The sequence below is a fragment of the Rhizobium gallicum bv. gallicum R602sp genome, from assembly GCF_000816845.1.
GTDB lineage: Bacteria > Pseudomonadota > Alphaproteobacteria > Rhizobiales > Rhizobiaceae > Rhizobium > Rhizobium gallicum.
Window position 1 is genome coordinate 790,348 of record NZ_CP006877.1, and the last position, 14,575, is coordinate 804,922.

The 14,575-nt window shown below is 59.7% G+C and carries 16 protein-coding genes, 1 tRNA gene and 1 pseudogene; 15 read left to right on the forward strand and 3 right to left on the reverse strand.

All coding sequences use genetic code 11. The annotated features are described in order from the left end of the window. The first annotated feature begins 204 nt into the window (after positions 1-204). From RGR602_RS03865 to RGR602_RS36865, 5 genes are all read left to right on the forward strand, one after another. Positions 205-654, forward strand: coding sequence for a phasin (locus tag RGR602_RS03865; protein WP_039844018.1), 450 nt, complete (start codon positions 205-207; stop codon positions 652-654). Between the two features lie 131 nt (positions 655-785). Beyond that, positions 786-862, forward strand: a tRNA-His gene (locus RGR602_RS03870). A 202-nt stretch (positions 863-1,064) separates the two neighbouring features. Then, positions 1,065-1,310, forward strand: coding sequence for a helix-turn-helix domain-containing protein (locus RGR602_RS03875; RefSeq protein ID WP_022717225.1), 246 nt, complete (start codon positions 1,065-1,067; stop codon positions 1,308-1,310). A 133-nt stretch (positions 1,311-1,443) separates the two neighbouring features. Then, positions 1,444-1,881 (forward strand): DUF4174 domain-containing protein, encoded by a 438-nt coding sequence (locus tag RGR602_RS03880; RefSeq protein WP_039844019.1) that lies wholly within the window; start codon positions 1,444-1,446, stop codon positions 1,879-1,881. Positions 1,882-1,906: 25 nt separating this feature from the next. Beyond that, a complete protein-coding gene (locus RGR602_RS36865) occupies positions 1,907-2,071 on the forward strand; it encodes a hypothetical protein (protein ID WP_166677307.1) in 165 nt (54 codons plus the stop codon). Here RGR602_RS36865 and RGR602_RS03885 read toward each other — a convergent pair. Then, the gene (locus RGR602_RS03885; protein WP_039844020.1) at positions 2,068-2,949 is read right to left on the reverse strand and encodes a LysR family transcriptional regulator; all 882 of its coding nucleotides are present in this window, start codon (positions 2,947-2,949) and stop codon (positions 2,068-2,070) included. The genes RGR602_RS36865 and RGR602_RS03885 overlap by 4 nt on opposite strands. A 32-nt stretch (positions 2,950-2,981) precedes the next feature. Next, positions 2,982-3,314 (reverse strand): putative quinol monooxygenase, encoded by a 333-nt coding sequence (locus tag RGR602_RS03890; protein WP_039844021.1) that lies wholly within the window; start codon positions 3,312-3,314, stop codon positions 2,982-2,984. A 195-nt stretch (positions 3,315-3,509) separates the two neighbouring features. Here RGR602_RS03890 and RGR602_RS03895 point away from each other — a divergent pair, with 195 nt between their 5' ends. The 10 genes and pseudogenes from RGR602_RS03895 to RGR602_RS03940 all read left to right on the forward strand — a co-directional run bounded on the left by RGR602_RS03895 (position 3,510) and on the right by RGR602_RS03940 (position 13,267). Continuing rightward, complete coding sequence (locus RGR602_RS03895) at positions 3,510-5,006, forward strand: CoA-acylating methylmalonate-semialdehyde dehydrogenase (protein WP_039844022.1); 1,497 nt, start codon at positions 3,510-3,512, stop codon at positions 5,004-5,006. A 297-nt stretch (positions 5,007-5,303) separates the two neighbouring features. After that, positions 5,304-5,719, forward strand: a pseudogene (locus tag RGR602_RS39605) (M48 family metalloprotease); the annotation flags it as partial. A gap of 127 nt (positions 5,720-5,846) precedes the next feature. Continuing rightward, on the forward strand, positions 5,847-6,323 hold the full coding sequence (gene rirA / locus RGR602_RS03905) for an iron-responsive transcriptional regulator RirA (protein ID WP_039844023.1): 477 nt from the start codon (positions 5,847-5,849) through the stop codon (positions 6,321-6,323). A 342-nt stretch (positions 6,324-6,665) separates the two neighbouring features. Next, entirely contained in the window at positions 6,666-8,261 is a 1,596-nt protein-coding gene (locus RGR602_RS03910) for an ABC transporter substrate-binding protein (protein WP_039844024.1), read from the forward strand. 87 nt (positions 8,262-8,348) lie between these two features. Then, on the forward strand, positions 8,349-9,353 hold the full coding sequence (locus tag RGR602_RS03915) for an ABC transporter permease subunit (protein WP_039844025.1): 1,005 nt from the start codon (positions 8,349-8,351) through the stop codon (positions 9,351-9,353). Positions 9,354-9,379: 26 nt separating this feature from the next. Then, on the forward strand, positions 9,380-10,276 hold the full coding sequence (locus RGR602_RS03920) for an ABC transporter permease subunit (RefSeq protein ID WP_039844026.1): 897 nt from the start codon (positions 9,380-9,382) through the stop codon (positions 10,274-10,276). Next, on the forward strand, positions 10,276-11,292 hold the full coding sequence (locus RGR602_RS03925) for an ABC transporter ATP-binding protein (RefSeq protein ID WP_039846629.1): 1,017 nt from the start codon (positions 10,276-10,278) through the stop codon (positions 11,290-11,292). The genes RGR602_RS03920 and RGR602_RS03925 overlap by 1 nt, the downstream gene beginning before the upstream one ends. Continuing rightward, on the forward strand, positions 11,289-12,242 hold the full coding sequence (locus RGR602_RS03930; protein WP_039844027.1) for a peptide ABC transporter ATP-binding protein: 954 nt from the start codon (positions 11,289-11,291) through the stop codon (positions 12,240-12,242). Before RGR602_RS03925 ends, RGR602_RS03930 begins: the two co-directional genes overlap by 4 nt. A 28-nt stretch (positions 12,243-12,270) precedes the next feature. Further along, entirely contained in the window at positions 12,271-12,804 is a 534-nt protein-coding gene (locus RGR602_RS03935; RefSeq protein ID WP_039844028.1) for a gluconokinase, read from the forward strand. A gap of 76 nt (positions 12,805-12,880) precedes the next feature. Continuing rightward, on the forward strand, positions 12,881-13,267 hold the full coding sequence (locus tag RGR602_RS03940; protein ID WP_039844029.1) for an ester cyclase: 387 nt from the start codon (positions 12,881-12,883) through the stop codon (positions 13,265-13,267). A gap of 27 nt (positions 13,268-13,294) precedes the next feature. Here the strand turns inward: RGR602_RS03940 and RGR602_RS03945 are convergent, their stop codons facing one another. Next, complete coding sequence (locus RGR602_RS03945) at positions 13,295-14,542, reverse strand: NAD(P)/FAD-dependent oxidoreductase (RefSeq protein ID WP_039844030.1); 1,248 nt, start codon at positions 14,540-14,542, stop codon at positions 13,295-13,297. Positions 14,543-14,575 lie beyond the last annotated feature (33 nt).

The following is a 14,575-nucleotide window of genomic DNA, read 5'->3' on the forward strand; positions in this document are numbered from 1 at the left end:
GTCCCTTTCGGCCTCTTCAAAAATTAACAGTCTATTAATAACGACGCGCCGGAAATGGGTCCAGCGTAGGGGTCGGGTTTCGGGTGGAAAGGTTAATTCGTTGTGCGACGCACAATTATGTTGCAATGCACAATGGAATGCCTTATATAAGATATATCCAAACTATGCAGGCGTTATCGGCCTGAACCCAAGGAGCTTAATTCGATGGCTAACATAAAGATCGACGACGTTTTTTCAATGTCCTCCTTCGACCCGTCCAAGTTCGCCGAATCCTTCCGCGACTTCGCCGAAAAAGGCGCCCAGCAGTCGCGTGAGGCCTATGCAAAGATGAAGGCCGCCGGCGAAGATGCCGGCAAGACCCTCGAAGCCACGGTTCAGACCGCGCAGGCCGGCACGGTCGAAATCGGCCTGAAGGCGATCGACGCACTCCGCACGAACGCTGAAAATTCCCTCTCGCACATGGAAGCTCTGCTCGGTGTGAAGTCGATCGCAGAACTCGTCGAACTTCAGACTGCTTTTCTGCGCAAGCAGGCGGAACTGACCGTCGAGCAAGCGAAGTCGATGCAGGAAACCTCCAAGCAGGTTGCCGAGAAGCTCGCAAAGCCCAGCAAGGAAGCCGCCGAAAAGGTCATGGCCTCCTTCAAGGCTGCCTGATCCCATACGGGTGCAATCAAAACAAGAGGCTGGACCGTATGTCCGGCCTTTTTGTACATTGAGGGGAGATAGGACTTGAATTAATTTCCAAGTCCTCGTATGTGACCCCCGTCGCGCCAGGCGCGATTTGTGCGGTTGTAGCTCAGTTGGTTAGAGCGCAGGTTTGTGGCACCTGAGGTCGGTGGTTCGAGACCACCCAACCGTACCATTCCTCTCAAAAAACCGAAATTCGGCAGATCCACTTCGGCCGTCCGGCCTGTTATCTGCTGAACTATTGCCCTCTGGCACCGGCTCCCTATCTAGCCAACGCAGCACAGGTAAACTTTGTGTTATATTGCGTTGCAAAATGTGAGCCGGAATGTCATTTTGTGCCGGGGGTTACATCAGAGTGCTTTTAGAAGGAGACTTTAATGTCCATTTCTCTCAAGAATCTGGATGAATCCAAAGCGACGGTGGTTTCCGCGATGAATGTTGCCGCCGAGGTCAGGAAAGCGCGTGAGGCCGTTGGGTACAGCGTCGATGATCTGGCGGTCACCTGTGGCCTCGTCACCAATGAAATCATCGAAATCGAAAATGGGGAAAATGCAGATCCTGCAAAATTGCGACGCATTGCTGCCGCCTTGCAGGTTCCGCCGTCCGATTTCGTTCCTCTGTAAGGCTACACTGTGAACGAACTAAAAAGCCGGTCAAATTTGACCGGCTTTTTTTCGGCTTTGCGCCATGCTCTGCGAAATGATGGAACCTGCCCATCCTCCCGCCGTTTTACAGGCGACGGGAGAGAAAATGAGAATGTCAAAAAGGTTTCTTTACGGTGCAACCAAGGTCGAGGAGACGGACGGCGCTCAGGCGCCGGTCGCAAGCCTCGAAACGTTCCGGTGGAAGAGCCGGGTTCTGGTGATTTTCGCCGACAGGGACAATAGCCGCGCTGCGCGCCAGGAAAACCAGCTGCTTGCCGATCGCACCGGCTTGGGCGAGCGCGACATGGTCGTTCTCAAGATTTCCGGCAGCACGGTCAAGTCGATCTTCGGCGCAGGCGGCAATCTGAATGAAGGGGCGCTTCGAAAGGAGCTTGGGGCTCCCGAGACTGGTGAATTCGGAGCCGCCCTTGTCGGCAAGGACGGCACGGTGAAGCTTAAGGTCAGCGAGCCGGTGAGCAACGGCGAACTCTTTGCCATCATCGACAGCATGCCGATGCGTGCGGCCGAAGCCCTGAAACCCGACAAGTAAGCAAATCGAAGACGGAAGGAGCAGGATGTCCGTTCCCAACGAACCTATCCCCGATCAGCCGCCGATGCCCGGACCTGGCTGGAAACCGGAGCCGCCTGTCAAGGAGCCGGATCCCGATCGCCTGCCGGACGAGACGCCCAATCCCAATCCGGACGAAAACGACGCGCCACCAAAGCAGGCCGGCGGTTAGAGAAATATCTGCCGTTCCGCGCCGACCAGTTCCTGAAGAAAGTCGGCGACGGTGCGTACGCGCACCAGATCGCGGGCGCTCTCGTGATAGGTCGTCCAGTAGGCACGCCGGATCGAGACATCGGGCAGGATACGAACCAGTTCGTCATACTGCCGGGCGATGTAGTCGTGTAAGATTCCGATACCGGCGCCGGAACGCACCGCTTCGGTCTGACCGGTCGCCGAGGAGATCTCGAAGGAAGCACTCCAGTTGCGCATGACCTCGCCGGTGAAATTCAGCGATTGAGAGAAGAGCAGGTCCTCCACATAACCAATGCGGCGATGCTGCTTGAGCGCCTCGTTGTTGTCGGGCAGGCCGTTTTGTTCGGCGTAACCGCGCGAGGCATAGAGCCCCAGCGTATAGTCGGTCAGCTTCGAGGATACGAGGCGACCCTGTTCGGGCCGTTCCAGCGTGACGGCGATGTCCGCCTCGCGTTGCGAGAGTGAAAAAGAGCGCGGCACCGGCACCAACTGGATTTTCAGCTCCGGATGACGCTCGATCAGCCGTCCGATACGCGGCGCCAAAAAGGAAACGCCGAAGCCGTCCGGCGCCCCGACGCGGACCGTGCCAGCGATAGCCGTGTCTGTGCGGCCGAGGTTGGCCTGCGCGGCGAGCATTTCCGTCTCCATCCGCTCTGCCGAGGCGAGGAACACTTCGCCCTCGGCGGTCAGTTCGCAGCCATTGGTGCGGCGAGTAAAGAGGCGGGTCTTCAGTGCCCCCTCGAGCGACGTCACCCGCCGCGAGAGGGTGGCGTGGTTAAGTCCCAGCCGCTTGGAGGCGGCAAGGATCTGCCCGGTTCTCGCTACGGCGAGGAAGATGCGGACGTCGTCCCAATTCATGTCATTAAGTCCTTGCTGCCCGAGTCCCGACCCTACCTCACCAAGTGATCGCCGGTCTTAGCGAGCAGAATGATGGGGTCGACATCAATGAGTGACAGCGACCTGACCATGCGGGCGGTCGACGACTTGTACTTGAGGAAATGCGGCGTCTGGAGGTGCGCTTCGTAGTCCTCCTGGCTGGCATAGACTTCGAAGATGCGGATTTTTTCCGGATGATCCTTGATCGAGACCGCGTATAGGGTCAACACGCCTCGTTCGGACGTGACCGACGCCTCGATTTCTTCAGCCAGGAGCGCACGATAGGCATCGAGCTGCGCAGGGTCTATCTCCAGTTCCGCCATTCTCACGACACGTTTGCCGCTCATCGGTGGACGACCTCCTCTTGCGTTCGGCCTCGCGCGCGGCTGTCCAGGGTTGCGCCTTGGAGAAGGCCTGCCGGAGGAGTGCTTATACGTTTTGGCTTCGATTTTTGCACAACGGTTGCTTATAGCATTGCATTGATTTGTGCAAATTGAAGTGCGATTATGCGCTATCAACGGAAATCAAGAGGAGGCACATCCATGCGTGAGATCGGTCATTTCATTGGCGGCGAGCATGTTGGGGGCAAAAGCGGCCGCAGCAGCAACATCTACAATCCGGCAACCGGTGAGGTTCAGGCGACGGTGGCGCTCGCAAGCCTCGAGGAAATCCGTGCCGCGGTCGAAAACGCCAAGGCGGCGCAGCCAAAGTGGGCCGCAACCAATCCGCAGCGCCGCGCCCGCGTGTTCTTCAAGTTCGTGGAACTCTTGAACAAGCATATGGACGAGCTTGCCGAGCTGCTCTCCAGGGAGCACGGCAAGACCGTCGAAGACTCCAAGGGCGATATCGTCCGCGGTCTTGAAGTCTGCGAGTTCGTCTGCGGTATCCCGCATCTGCAAAAGGGCGAATTCACCGAAGGCGCAGGTCCGGCGATCGACATGTATTCCCTGCGCCAGGCCGTTGGCATTGGCGCTGGCATCACGCCATTCAACTTCCCAGCCATGATCCCGATGTGGATGTTTGCGCCGGCAATCGCCTGCGGCAACGCCTTCATCCTCAAGCCCTCCGAGCGCGACCCGTCCGTTCCTCTGCGTCTGGCCGAACTGATGATCGAAGCGGGACTTCCGGCCGGCATCCTGAACGTCGTCAACGGCGACAAGGCCGCCGTCGATGCGATCCTGACGGACCCGGATATCGGCGCCGTCTCCTTCGTCGGTTCCACGCCCATCGCCCGTTACGTCTATGGCACCGCCGCCATGAACGGCAAGCGTGCCCAGTGCTTCGGCGGCGCCAAGAACCACATGATCATCATGCCGGATGCCGACTTGGACCAGGCCGTCAACGCGCTGATGGGCGCAGGCTACGGTTCGGCTGGCGAACGCTGCATGGCGATCTCGGTTGCGGTCCCCGTCGGTGAGGAAACCGCAAACCGCCTCGTCGAGAAGCTTGCCCCGAAGATCGAGTCGCTTCGCATCGGCCCTTATACCGATGACAAGGCCGACATGGGACCGCTCGTCACCAAGGAAGCCTATGCCCGCGTCAATAGCCTGATCGATCGCGGCGTCGAGCAGGGCGCGAAACTCGTCGTCGACGGCCGCGGCTTCAAGCTGCAGGGTTATGAAGACGGCTATTTCGTCGGCGGTTCGCTCTTCGATCACGTCACGCCTGACATGGATATCTACAAGACCGAAATCTTCGGACCCGTGCTTTCGGTCGTGCGCGCCAAGAACTACGAAGAGGCCCTCGATCTGCCGATGAAGCACGAATACGGCAACGGCGTCGCCATCTATACCCGCGACGGCGATGCCGCCCGCGACTTTGCCTCGCGCATCAATATCGGCATGATCGGCATCAACGTCCCGATCCCGGTTCCGCTCGCCTATCACTCCTTCGGCGGCTGGAAGGCCTCCAGCTTCGGCGACCTCAACCAGCACGGTACGGACTCGATCAAGTTCTGGACCAAGACCAAGACCGTGACCGCCCGCTGGCCGTCAGGCATCAAGGACGGCGCCGAATTCGTCATGCCGACGATGAAGTAGTATCGAAAAGCGTCAGCTGGTGCCAATGCGGCTTTCGCGCCCATGCCGACCACGATGCTGCAATCGACATCCTGGTCGGAACACGGCGTCTATGATCGCGGAGGAAGGGCAGCGGCTTTCCGTTGAAGCGATAACTATCGGCGGAGCTTCCCGCCCCTTCCGAAATCCCCCGCTTTCGAGCGGGGGAAGATTAACCGGTGCTGGACAATAAGCCTTGTCTGCGGATCGCCCGCAACTCATCCTCGAGCGCTTGGCGCGCGTGGGCGTTAATGCGCAGGGTGGCGTCAGGGTTGCACGCTCAACGTCCGCTCGGGGGGCCTGATCGGCTCGAATGCCTTTGTGCTCCGGGGCAATATCGTCCTGACGAACGCGTGGAATTGGCAGGCGGCGACACCGAAGTGATTGCCTCCGTTCGCCCACGAGATCGGCATGTCGAGCAAAAGTAGAGCCTGCGTCAAATCTATCGCGCCGCCGGCATCAAGGCGGTTGGATGGCTGGCAATTTCCTACTCGCGATCCGCCGAAAGCGGAGCCGATCTCAGGTCCGTCGACCTCCTGAGAAGGTCCGGTATGGACCCGGCCGCGATCGTGCGATTTTTCGGTATGATCGAAACGAAGCTCGGCGAGCACTCCGAAACCAGCATGTTCTCCACCCATCCCGGTACGCCAGAGAGGAAAGGGGCCATCTTGAAATATGCCGGAAACGCCGACTGAAATGGCGCGGCCGTGATGACGGTGCAAACGTGAATGTGAATTTCATATTTTGGAATTGTTCAAAACTACGAAAGCCACTATATAGCATCCATAGGGGTATCCAGCCCACGCGATTCAGGAGAACGGCATGCGATTGACGAAGCAGACCAACTATGCGGTTCGCATGTTGATGTATTGCGCTGCCAATGAAGGACATCTGAGCCGGATTCCCGAAATTGCCAAGGCATACGGGGTTTCTGAACTCTTTCTATTCAAGATTCTGCAGCCGCTGAATAAGGCGGGCCTGGTCGAAACGGTCCGGGGCCGCAACGGTGGCGTCCGGCTCGGCAAACCGGCGAAGGAGATCAGCCTCTTCGACGTCGTCAAAGTGACCGAAGACAGCTTTGCGATGGCCGAGTGCTTCGAAGACGGCGCCGTCGACTGCCCGCTGGTCGACAGCTGCGGTCTGAACTCGGCGCTGCGCAAGGCGCTCAACGCTTTCTTCGACGTGCTGGCCGAATATTCGATCGACGATCTCGTGAGGGCGCGCCCGCAGATCAACTTCCTTCTCGGCCTGACTGGCGAAGATTTCCGCAAACCCGTCATCAGCGCTCCGGCTGCCTGACGCCTGACACGTAATAGTCGAATATGCTCATTGACCGCAGCTGCAGCATGCATCTGCGGTTTTTGCGTTTAGCGCCCCGGGATTGAATGCAGAGAGGCAATTTCGCGTATCCAAAAAGCGCGAAATTATACCAAAAGCGACAAAAACTCAGCTTCTTACGTCCGAATATTTCCAAATGAGGCCGATTTTTGACGGAAAATTTCTAAAGTTGTCCAACTGGAAAAATTTTCTGCGGATACCGTTGCTTTCAGCAAATAAATATCGTTCCATCGGCCCGCTGATCGGGAATATTTGTGCTCGATCTCCAAAGATCAAAAAAGAACAAACCTGGGAAACAAAATTATGAAAAAGCTCTCCGTCCTGCTGGCAGCGACGGCCCTGGCTTCGGTCATGGCGACGTCGGCCTGGTCAAAAACCCTTGTCTATTGCTCTGAAGGTTCGCCGGAAGGCTTCGATCCGGGCCTCTACACCGCAGGCACGACCTTCGACGCGACCTCGCGCACGGTCTACAACCGCCTCGTCGAATTCAAGCACGGCAGCACCGAGATCGAGCCGGGTCTCGCTGAAAGCTGGACCGTTTCCGACGACGGCACGGTCTATACCTTCAAGCTGCGGTCGGGCGTCAAGTTCCAGACGACCGAGTTCTTCACGCCGACGCGCGATCTCAACGCCGACGATGTCATCTTCTCCTTCGAGCGCCAGCTGAAGGCCGACAATCCGTGGAACAAGTATGTCGAAGGCGGTTCTTACGAATACGCCGCCGGCATGGGTTTCCCGGAGCTCATCAAGTCGATCGAGAAGGTCGACGACCTGACGGTCAAGTTCACCCTGGCGCATCCTGAAGCGCCCTTCATGGCCGACCTCGCCATGGACTTTGCTTCTATCCTGTCGAAGGAATATGCCGACAAGCTCGCGGCCGACGGCAAGATGAACCAGATGAACCAGATGCCGCTCGGCACCGGTCCGTTCACATTCGTCGCCTACCAGCCGGATGCCGTCATCCGCTATAAGGCCAACGAGAGCTACTTCAAGGGCAAGGAAAAGATTGACGATCTCGTTTTCGCGATCACCTCCGACGCTGCCGTGCGCGCGCAGAAGCTGAAGGCCGGCGAATGCCACATCATGCCGTACCCGAATGCTGCCGACGTAGCCGAATTGAAGAAGGACGAGAACCTGACCGTCATGGAACAGGCCGGCCTCAACGTTTCCTACGTTGCCTACAACACGCTGATCCCGCCGTTCGACAAGGTTGAAGTCCGCAAGGCTCTCAACATGGCGATCAACAAGCAGGCGATTATCGATGCCGTCTTCCAGGGCGCTGCAGCGGTTGCCAAGAACCCGATCCCGCCGACGATGTGGTCGTATAACGATGCCGTCGAAGACGACAAGTATGATCCGGATGCGGCAAAGAAGATGCTTGCCGATGCCGGCGTCAAGGATCTCAAGATGAAGCTTTGGGCGATGCCCGTCTCGCGTCCGTACATGCTCAACGCTCGCCGCGCAGCTGAACTGATGCAGGCCGACCTCGCAAAGATCGGCGTCGAAGTCGAGATCGTGACCCATGAATGGGCCGAGTACCTGAAGCTCTCCTCCGCCAAGGACCGTGACGGTGCCGTCATCCTCGGCTGGACCGGCGACAATGGCGATCCGGACAACTTCATGGATACGCTCCTCGGCTGCGACGCCGTCGGCGGCAACAACCGCGCGCAATGGTGCAACAAGGAATTCGACGACCTGATGACCAAGGCCAAGACGACGGCAGATGTTGCCGAGCGCACCAAGGCCTACGAGCAGGCTCAGCTGATCTTCAAGAAGGAAGCTCCCTGGGCAACGCTTGACCATTCGCTCGTCTTCATTCCGGTCAGCAAGAAGGTTTCCGGCTTCGTCCAGGATCCGCTCGGCTACCACCGCTTCGACGGCGTCGACATTTCCGAATAACAAGAATTATGCAAGAATGCCCGGCTAACGCCGGGCTGGCCGGCGGTCAGGCTCTCCTGACCGCCGGAAACTATTGGAACATCTGCCATGTTGCGATTTCTCATCGGGCGCCTCGCGGTCCTGATCCCAACATTCCTCGGCGTCACGCTCATTGCCTTCTCGTTCATCCGCATGCTTCCCGGCGATCCCGTCATGCTCCTGTCGGGTGAACGTGTGATGGCGCCTGAGCGTCACGCCCAGATCATGCACGATCTCGGTTTCGACCGGCCCATGTACATCCAGTACTTCGATTACCTCGGCAAGGTGCTGCAGGGCGACTTTGGAACGTCGATCGTCACGAAGCGCCCGGTTCTCGGTGATTTTGGTGCGCTCTTCCCGGCAACGCTCGAGCTCTCGCTTTGTGCCATCCTTCTCGCGGTCTGTCTTGGCGTGCCCGCCGGCGTCTTTGCCGCCGTCAAGCGAGGCACGTGGTTCGACCAAAGCGTGATGGGGGTCGCCCTTGTCGGCTATTCGATGCCGATCTTCTGGTGGGGCCTGCTGCTCATCATCTTTTTCTCCGGCTATCTCGGCTGGACGCCCGTTTCGGGCCGCATCTCGCTCATGTATTTCTTCAAGCCGGTCACCGGCTTCATGCTGATCGACAGCCTGCTGTCGGGGCAGGCGGGCGCCTTCCGCTCGGCCGTCAGCTATCTCATTCTGCCGACGATCGTGCTTGCCACCATTCCGCTTGCCGTCATCGCGCGCCAGACGCGCTCGGCGATGCTCGAAGTGCTTGGCGAAGACTATGTGCGTACTGCCCGCTCAAAGGGTTTGAAGCCGCTTCGAGTCGTTGGCGTGCATGCGCTGCGCAATGCCATGATACCGGTTGTGACGACCATCGGTCTGCAAATCGGCGTCCTGCTCGCGGGCGCGATCCTGACCGAGACGATCTTTTCCTGGCCAGGCATCGGCAAGTGGATGGTCGATTCGGTGTTCAAGCGGGACTATGCGGTCGTCCAGGGTGGTCTTCTGCTGATCGCCGGCATCATCATGCTGGTCAATCTGATCGTCGACATCACCTACGGCTTCATCAACCCACGTATTCGGCACTAGGAGCGGTCCCCGTGAGTACGACAAACATGCAAACCGGCACGGTCGCTGCAAAAACCGCCCACCCATCGGCTCTTGCGGAATTCTGGTATTATTTCTCGCGGAACAAGGGCGCCGTCATCGGCCTCGCCGTTTTCATCTTCATTCTCGTCGTGGCGCTATTTGCGCCGCTCGTTGCGCCGCATACGCCAAACGAGCAGAATCGGCAGATGCTTCTTCTTGCTCCGTTCTGGATGGAAGGCGGCAGCTCGTCCTTCCCGCTCGGGACGGACGCTGTCGGACGCGACATTCTCTCGCGCCTCATCTATGGCGCGCGCTTCTCGCTCTTCATCGGCGTTGTCGTCGTGACGATCTCGGTAATCGCTGGCGTTCTGATCGGCCTCGTGGCCGGCTATTTCCGCGGCCGCATCGATATCGCCATCATGCGCCTGATGGATATCATCCTCGCCTTTCCGTCGCTGCTTTTGGCCCTCGTGCTGGTTGCGGTCCTTGGCCCCGGCCTCATCAATGCGATGATTGCGATCTCCATCGTCAACCAGCCGCATTTCGTGCGCCTGACGCGTGCCTCGGTCATGGCAGAGCGTGAGAAGGAGTATGTCATCGCCTCCCGCGTCGCCGGTGCCGGCACCTTGCGACTGATGTTCAAGACCATCCTGCCGAACTGTCTCGGGCCGCTGATCGTCCAGGCGACGCTCGCCTTCTCGGCGGCGATCCTCGATGCTGCCGCCCTCGGCTTTCTTGGCATGGGGGCCCAGCCTCCGACACCCGAATGGGGCACGATGCTCGCCGAAGCGCGAGAATTCATCCAGCGCGCCTGGTGGGTCGTAACGTTCCCGGGTCTTGCCATCCTCGTCACCGTTCTCGCCATCAACCTGATGGGCGACGGGTTGCGCGATGCGCTCGATCCCAAGCTGAAGAGGTCATGATGCCACTTCTCGATATTCAGAATCTGACCGTCGAATTCCAGACGTCTTCCGGTCTCTTCCGCGCCGTCGACGGCGTATCGCTCAGCTGCGACAAGGGCGAGATCCTCTCGATCGTCGGTGAATCCGGCTCCGGCAAGTCCGTTGCGATGCTCGCCATGATGGGGCTTCTGCCCTGGACGGCGAAAATTACCGCTGACCGCATGACTTTCGACGGCAAGCAACTCATCGGCATTTCCGGCCGACAGCGCCGCAGGATCATCGGCAAGGACATGGCGATGATCTTCCAGGAGCCGATGTCGAGCCTGAACCCGTGCTTCACGGTCGGCTTCCAGCTTGGTGAGAGCCTGCGGGTGCACATGGGTCTGAACCGCAAGGAGCGCCGCGAGCGCTCGATCGAGCTCCTGAACCTTGTCGGCATCCCGGCGCCGGAAGATCGCCTGTCGAACTTCCCGCACCAGATGTCCGGCGGCATGAGCCAGCGCGTGATGATCGCCATGGCGCTCGCCTGCAATCCGAAGCTCTTGATCGCCGACGAGCCGACGACCGCACTCGACGTGACGATCCAGGCGCAGATCCTCGATCTGCTCGTGCGCCTGCAGAAGGAGCAGGGCATGGCGCTGGTATTGATTACCCACGACATGGGCGTCGTCGCCGAAACTGCAGAGCGCGTGCAGGTCCAGTATGCCGGACAAAAGGTCGAGGAGCAGCCGGTCAAGGCACTTTTCCGCGACCCGCATCATCCCTATACCGCCGCATTGCTTTCCGCCCTGCCGGAGCGTGCCCAAGTCGGCCAGCATCTGCCGTCGATCGCCGGTGTCGTTCCCGGCCAGCATGACCGCCCGCGCGGCTGTCTCTTTGCGCCGCGCTGCGGCTACGCGACGGTCGAATGCGATCGTGGCGTTGTCCGCCAGGGGCCGGAACTCGGCCTCGCGCTCTGCAACTATCCTTTGAAAGACGGCAAGCCGCTCGGTCATCCCGGCGTGATGCCGAAGCAATCCGCTGGAGACTTCGTATGACCGGCGCCGTTCTCGAGGGCAGGGATCTTGCCCGTTTTTACACTGTCAATCGCGGCATGTTCAAACCGGAGGCGACCGTCAAGGCGCTGAACGGCGTGAGCTTCAGTCTCTATTCCGGCAAGACGCTCGCCGTTGTCGGCGAATCCGGTTGCGGCAAGTCGACGCTCGCGCGCCTGGTCACCATGATCGAAGACCCGACGGCAGGCGAGCTGCTGATCGACGGCAAGCCTGCTCGCGTCGGCGACCGGAGTCTCCGCAGCCAGGTGCAGATCGTTTTCCAGAATCCTTACGGATCGCTCAATCCGCGCCAGAAGGTCGGTGCGATCCTGGAAGAGCCGCTGAAGATCAACACCGATCTTGATGCCGCGCGCCGCCGCCGCAAGGCAGAGGAAATGATGGCGCGCGTCGGGTTGCGGCCGGAGCATTACGACCGCTATCCGCACATGTTCTCCGGTGGCCAGCGCCAGCGTATCGCCATTGCCCGCGCGCTCATGCTGCGACCGAAGGTGCTGGTGCTCGACGAGCCGGTTTCGGCACTCGACCTGTCGATCCAGGCGCAGGTGCTGAACCTGTTGATGGATCTACAGAAGGAAATGGGGCTTGCCTATCTCTTCATCTCGCATGGTCTATCGGTCGTTCGCCATATAGCCGACGATGTGATGGTCATGTATCTCGGCCGCCCGGTCGAGACGGGGCCGGCGGCCGAAGTCTTTGCGCACCCGCGTCATCCCTATACGGCGGCACTTCTGTCGGCGACGCCGATCGCAGATCCCGATCGCGCCAAGAGCCGCATCCGTCTGCAGGGCGAGCTTCCCTCGCCGCTGAAGCCGCCGAGCGGCTGTCATTTCAACCCGCGTTGCTGGAAGGCCCAGGACTATTGCCGCCGGGTGGAGCCTGAACTAAGTGGAGAGGGCGAACAAAAATACGCCTGTCACTTTCCGCTCGACTGAACGGACGCAGGCGACGACGGAGGACCGAATGCCGGAGCGGACGAACAAGGCCCATGCAATCATCGTCATGGGCGTCAGCGGCTCGGGAAAATCCTCAATCGGCGAGAAACTGGCGGAGGCGCTGAGCCTTCGCTACATTGAAGGCGACCAGCTTCATCCGGCATCCAATGTCGAGAAGATGTCGAAAGGCATTCCACTGACCGATGCGGACCGCATGCCTTGGCTCGACCTCATCGGTGAAGCCATGAAGGCGGCTCTTGCAAAAGGCAATGGCGTCATCGTCTCCTGCTCGGCGCTGAAGCGCATTTATCGCGAGCGGCTGCGCGCTGCGGCCGGCGGCAATCTCTTCTTCGTCTATCTCGAAGGCTCCAGGGAGCTGCTGAGCGAGCGGATGGGGCATCGCTCGGGTCATTTCATGCCGACGTCCCTGCTTGAAAGTCAGCTCGAAACGTTGGAGGTGCCGACCGGCGAGCCAGGCGTCGTGACGGTGGATATCGACGACACGATCGAAGACATTGCCGCGGAAGCTCGAAAGAAGCTAGCGCCGCTCGGCGTTGGCTGAACACGATCTATTGACGGCCTCTTAGAAGCGGCCATCTTTGATTGCTCAGAGAAATCCAGTGCCCGGAGGACTTGCCTTGAGCAGGGCTGAACTCTCAGCGATTTATCGCGATTACATCGCCTGCCTGAACGCGCGGGGCTGGCAGCGGCTGGGGCGCTTTGTCGGCGACGATGTGCGCCACAATGGCCGGCCGCTTGGCCTGGCAGGCTATCGGGCGATGCTGGAGCGGGATGTCGAGGAGATTCCAGACCTTCGTTTTGACGTCCAGTTGCTGACGTCCGACCCACCCCTTATGGCATGCCGGCTGGCTTTCGATTGCGCGCCGAAGGGAACGTTCCTCGGCCTTCCAGTCAACGGAAAGAGAGTCTTTTTCACCGAAAACGTCTTCTATCGCTTCGATCGGGAAAAGATCGATGAGGTATGGTCGATCATCGACAAGGCGGCCATCGAAGCGCAGCTCTAATGAATGCCGCCACGTCTTGTCGTGCCGCTAGGGATTGAAGCGCTGCGGCGAATAGGCGGAAATATTGATGAACGGCGTCCCGCCGGTGATCAGTTCCGCCAGCACGCGGCCGGTCACCGGTCCAAGCGTCAGGCCGTGGTGCGCATGCCCGAAGGCGAACCACAGGCCATTGTGCCGCGGCGCCTTGCCGATGATCGGCATCATGTCGGGCGTGCAGGGGCGCGCGCCCATCCACGGCTCGGGATCGAGCCTGCGTCCGAGCGGGAAGACGGTACGGGCGACTTTTTCTGCGCGGTCGAGCTGAACCGGTGTCTTCGGCGCGTCGAATGCTGCGAATTCCGCACCGGTGGTCAGCCGAATGCCGCGGTTCATTGGCGCGAGGAAATAGCCGCGTTCGGCATCGAGCGTCCAGTTGTTGAGGACGGCATTGCCTTCGGCCGCATAGTGCATGTGGTAGCCGCGCTTGACGCCAAGCGGAAAGGAATAGCCGAGCCGCTTCGTTGCAACCGCAGCCCAAGGACCAAGCGCCATCACCGCGTCGTCTGCCTCGATCGAGCCTTCGGACGTCATGATTTTCCAGCCGGAACCCGACTGGCCGAGCGAAACGGCATCGCCGACAACAAAGCGGCCGCCAAGGCTTTCGAAATAGCTGCGGTAGGCGGCAGTCAGCGCTTGCGGATCAAGGACCGACCAGGGATCGCGCCAGCGGATGCCGCCGGCGAAGGTCTGCATGAGGCTCGGCTCCATGCGGGCAATGTCGGCGGAAGACAGCGTTTCGTAGCTGACGCCGAATTCCTTCTGCCAGCTTTCGGCCTCAGCAAGCTCTTCGTCGCGCTTTCCCTCGGTCCGAAAGATCTTCATCCAGCCATCCTTGCGGATCAGCTGTTCTGCATGCGACGCCTCGATCAGGTCCTTGTGCTCCAGGATCGAGTTCTCGATCAGCGGCGCATAGGCACGGGTGATCATCTCATGGCGCCGTGCATTGGAGTTCCACCAGTATCGGGCGAGGAAGGCGAGCTGGCTCGGGAGTGCCTTCAGGTGATAGTGCGCGTCGATGCGGTTGTTCAACGCGTAGCGCAGCAGCAGTCCGATCTGTTGTGGAAAGCCGTAAGGCACGACACCTTCACGCTGGATCAGTCCCGCATTGCCGTAGGAGGTCTCGCTGCCGGGATTCTTGCGGTCGATCAGCGTCACCTGCCGTCCGCGCCGTTGCAGATGAATTGCCGTCGAAACACCGACGATGCCGGCACCGAGCACGATTGCGTTCTTGGTCATTTTTCCTTGCAGCCAACTGAATTCCAAGGGTCG

Bases quoted from the DNA above. Each gene is read 5' to 3' on its own strand.
- RGR602_RS03915 (WP_039844025.1), top strand. From the start codon at position 8,349: ATGTTGCGATTTCTCATCGGGCGCCTCGCGGTCCTGATCCCAACATTC.
- RGR602_RS03920 (WP_039844026.1), top strand. From the start codon at position 9,380: ATGCAAACCGGCACGGTCGCTGCAAAAACCGCCCACCCATCGGCTCTT.
- RGR602_RS03865 (WP_039844018.1), top strand. From the start codon at position 205: ATGGCTAACATAAAGATCGACGACGTTTTTTCAATGTCCTCCTTCGAC.
- rirA (WP_039844023.1), top strand. From the start codon at position 5,847: ATGCGATTGACGAAGCAGACCAACTATGCGGTTCGCATGTTGATGTAT.
- RGR602_RS36865 (WP_166677307.1), top strand. From the start codon at position 1,907: ATGTCCGTTCCCAACGAACCTATCCCCGATCAGCCGCCGATGCCCGGA.
- RGR602_RS03945 (WP_039844030.1), bottom strand. From the start codon at position 14,542: ATGACCAAGAACGCAATCGTGCTCGGTGCCGGCATCGTCGGTGTTTCG.
- RGR602_RS03895 (WP_039844022.1), top strand. From the start codon at position 3,510: ATGCGTGAGATCGGTCATTTCATTGGCGGCGAGCATGTTGGGGGCAAA.
- RGR602_RS03935 (WP_039844028.1), top strand. From the start codon at position 12,271: ATGCCGGAGCGGACGAACAAGGCCCATGCAATCATCGTCATGGGCGTC.
- RGR602_RS03875 (WP_022717225.1), top strand. From the start codon at position 1,065: ATGTCCATTTCTCTCAAGAATCTGGATGAATCCAAAGCGACGGTGGTT.
- RGR602_RS03925 (WP_039846629.1), top strand. From the start codon at position 10,276: ATGCCACTTCTCGATATTCAGAATCTGACCGTCGAATTCCAGACGTCT.
- RGR602_RS03930 (WP_039844027.1), top strand. From the start codon at position 11,289: ATGACCGGCGCCGTTCTCGAGGGCAGGGATCTTGCCCGTTTTTACACT.
- RGR602_RS03890 (WP_039844021.1), bottom strand. From the start codon at position 3,314: ATGAGCGGCAAACGTGTCGTGAGAATGGCGGAACTGGAGATAGACCCT.
- RGR602_RS03880 (WP_039844019.1), top strand. From the start codon at position 1,444: ATGTCAAAAAGGTTTCTTTACGGTGCAACCAAGGTCGAGGAGACGGAC.
- RGR602_RS03910 (WP_039844024.1), top strand. From the start codon at position 6,666: ATGAAAAAGCTCTCCGTCCTGCTGGCAGCGACGGCCCTGGCTTCGGTC.
- RGR602_RS03885 (WP_039844020.1), bottom strand. From the start codon at position 2,949: ATGAATTGGGACGACGTCCGCATCTTCCTCGCCGTAGCGAGAACCGGG.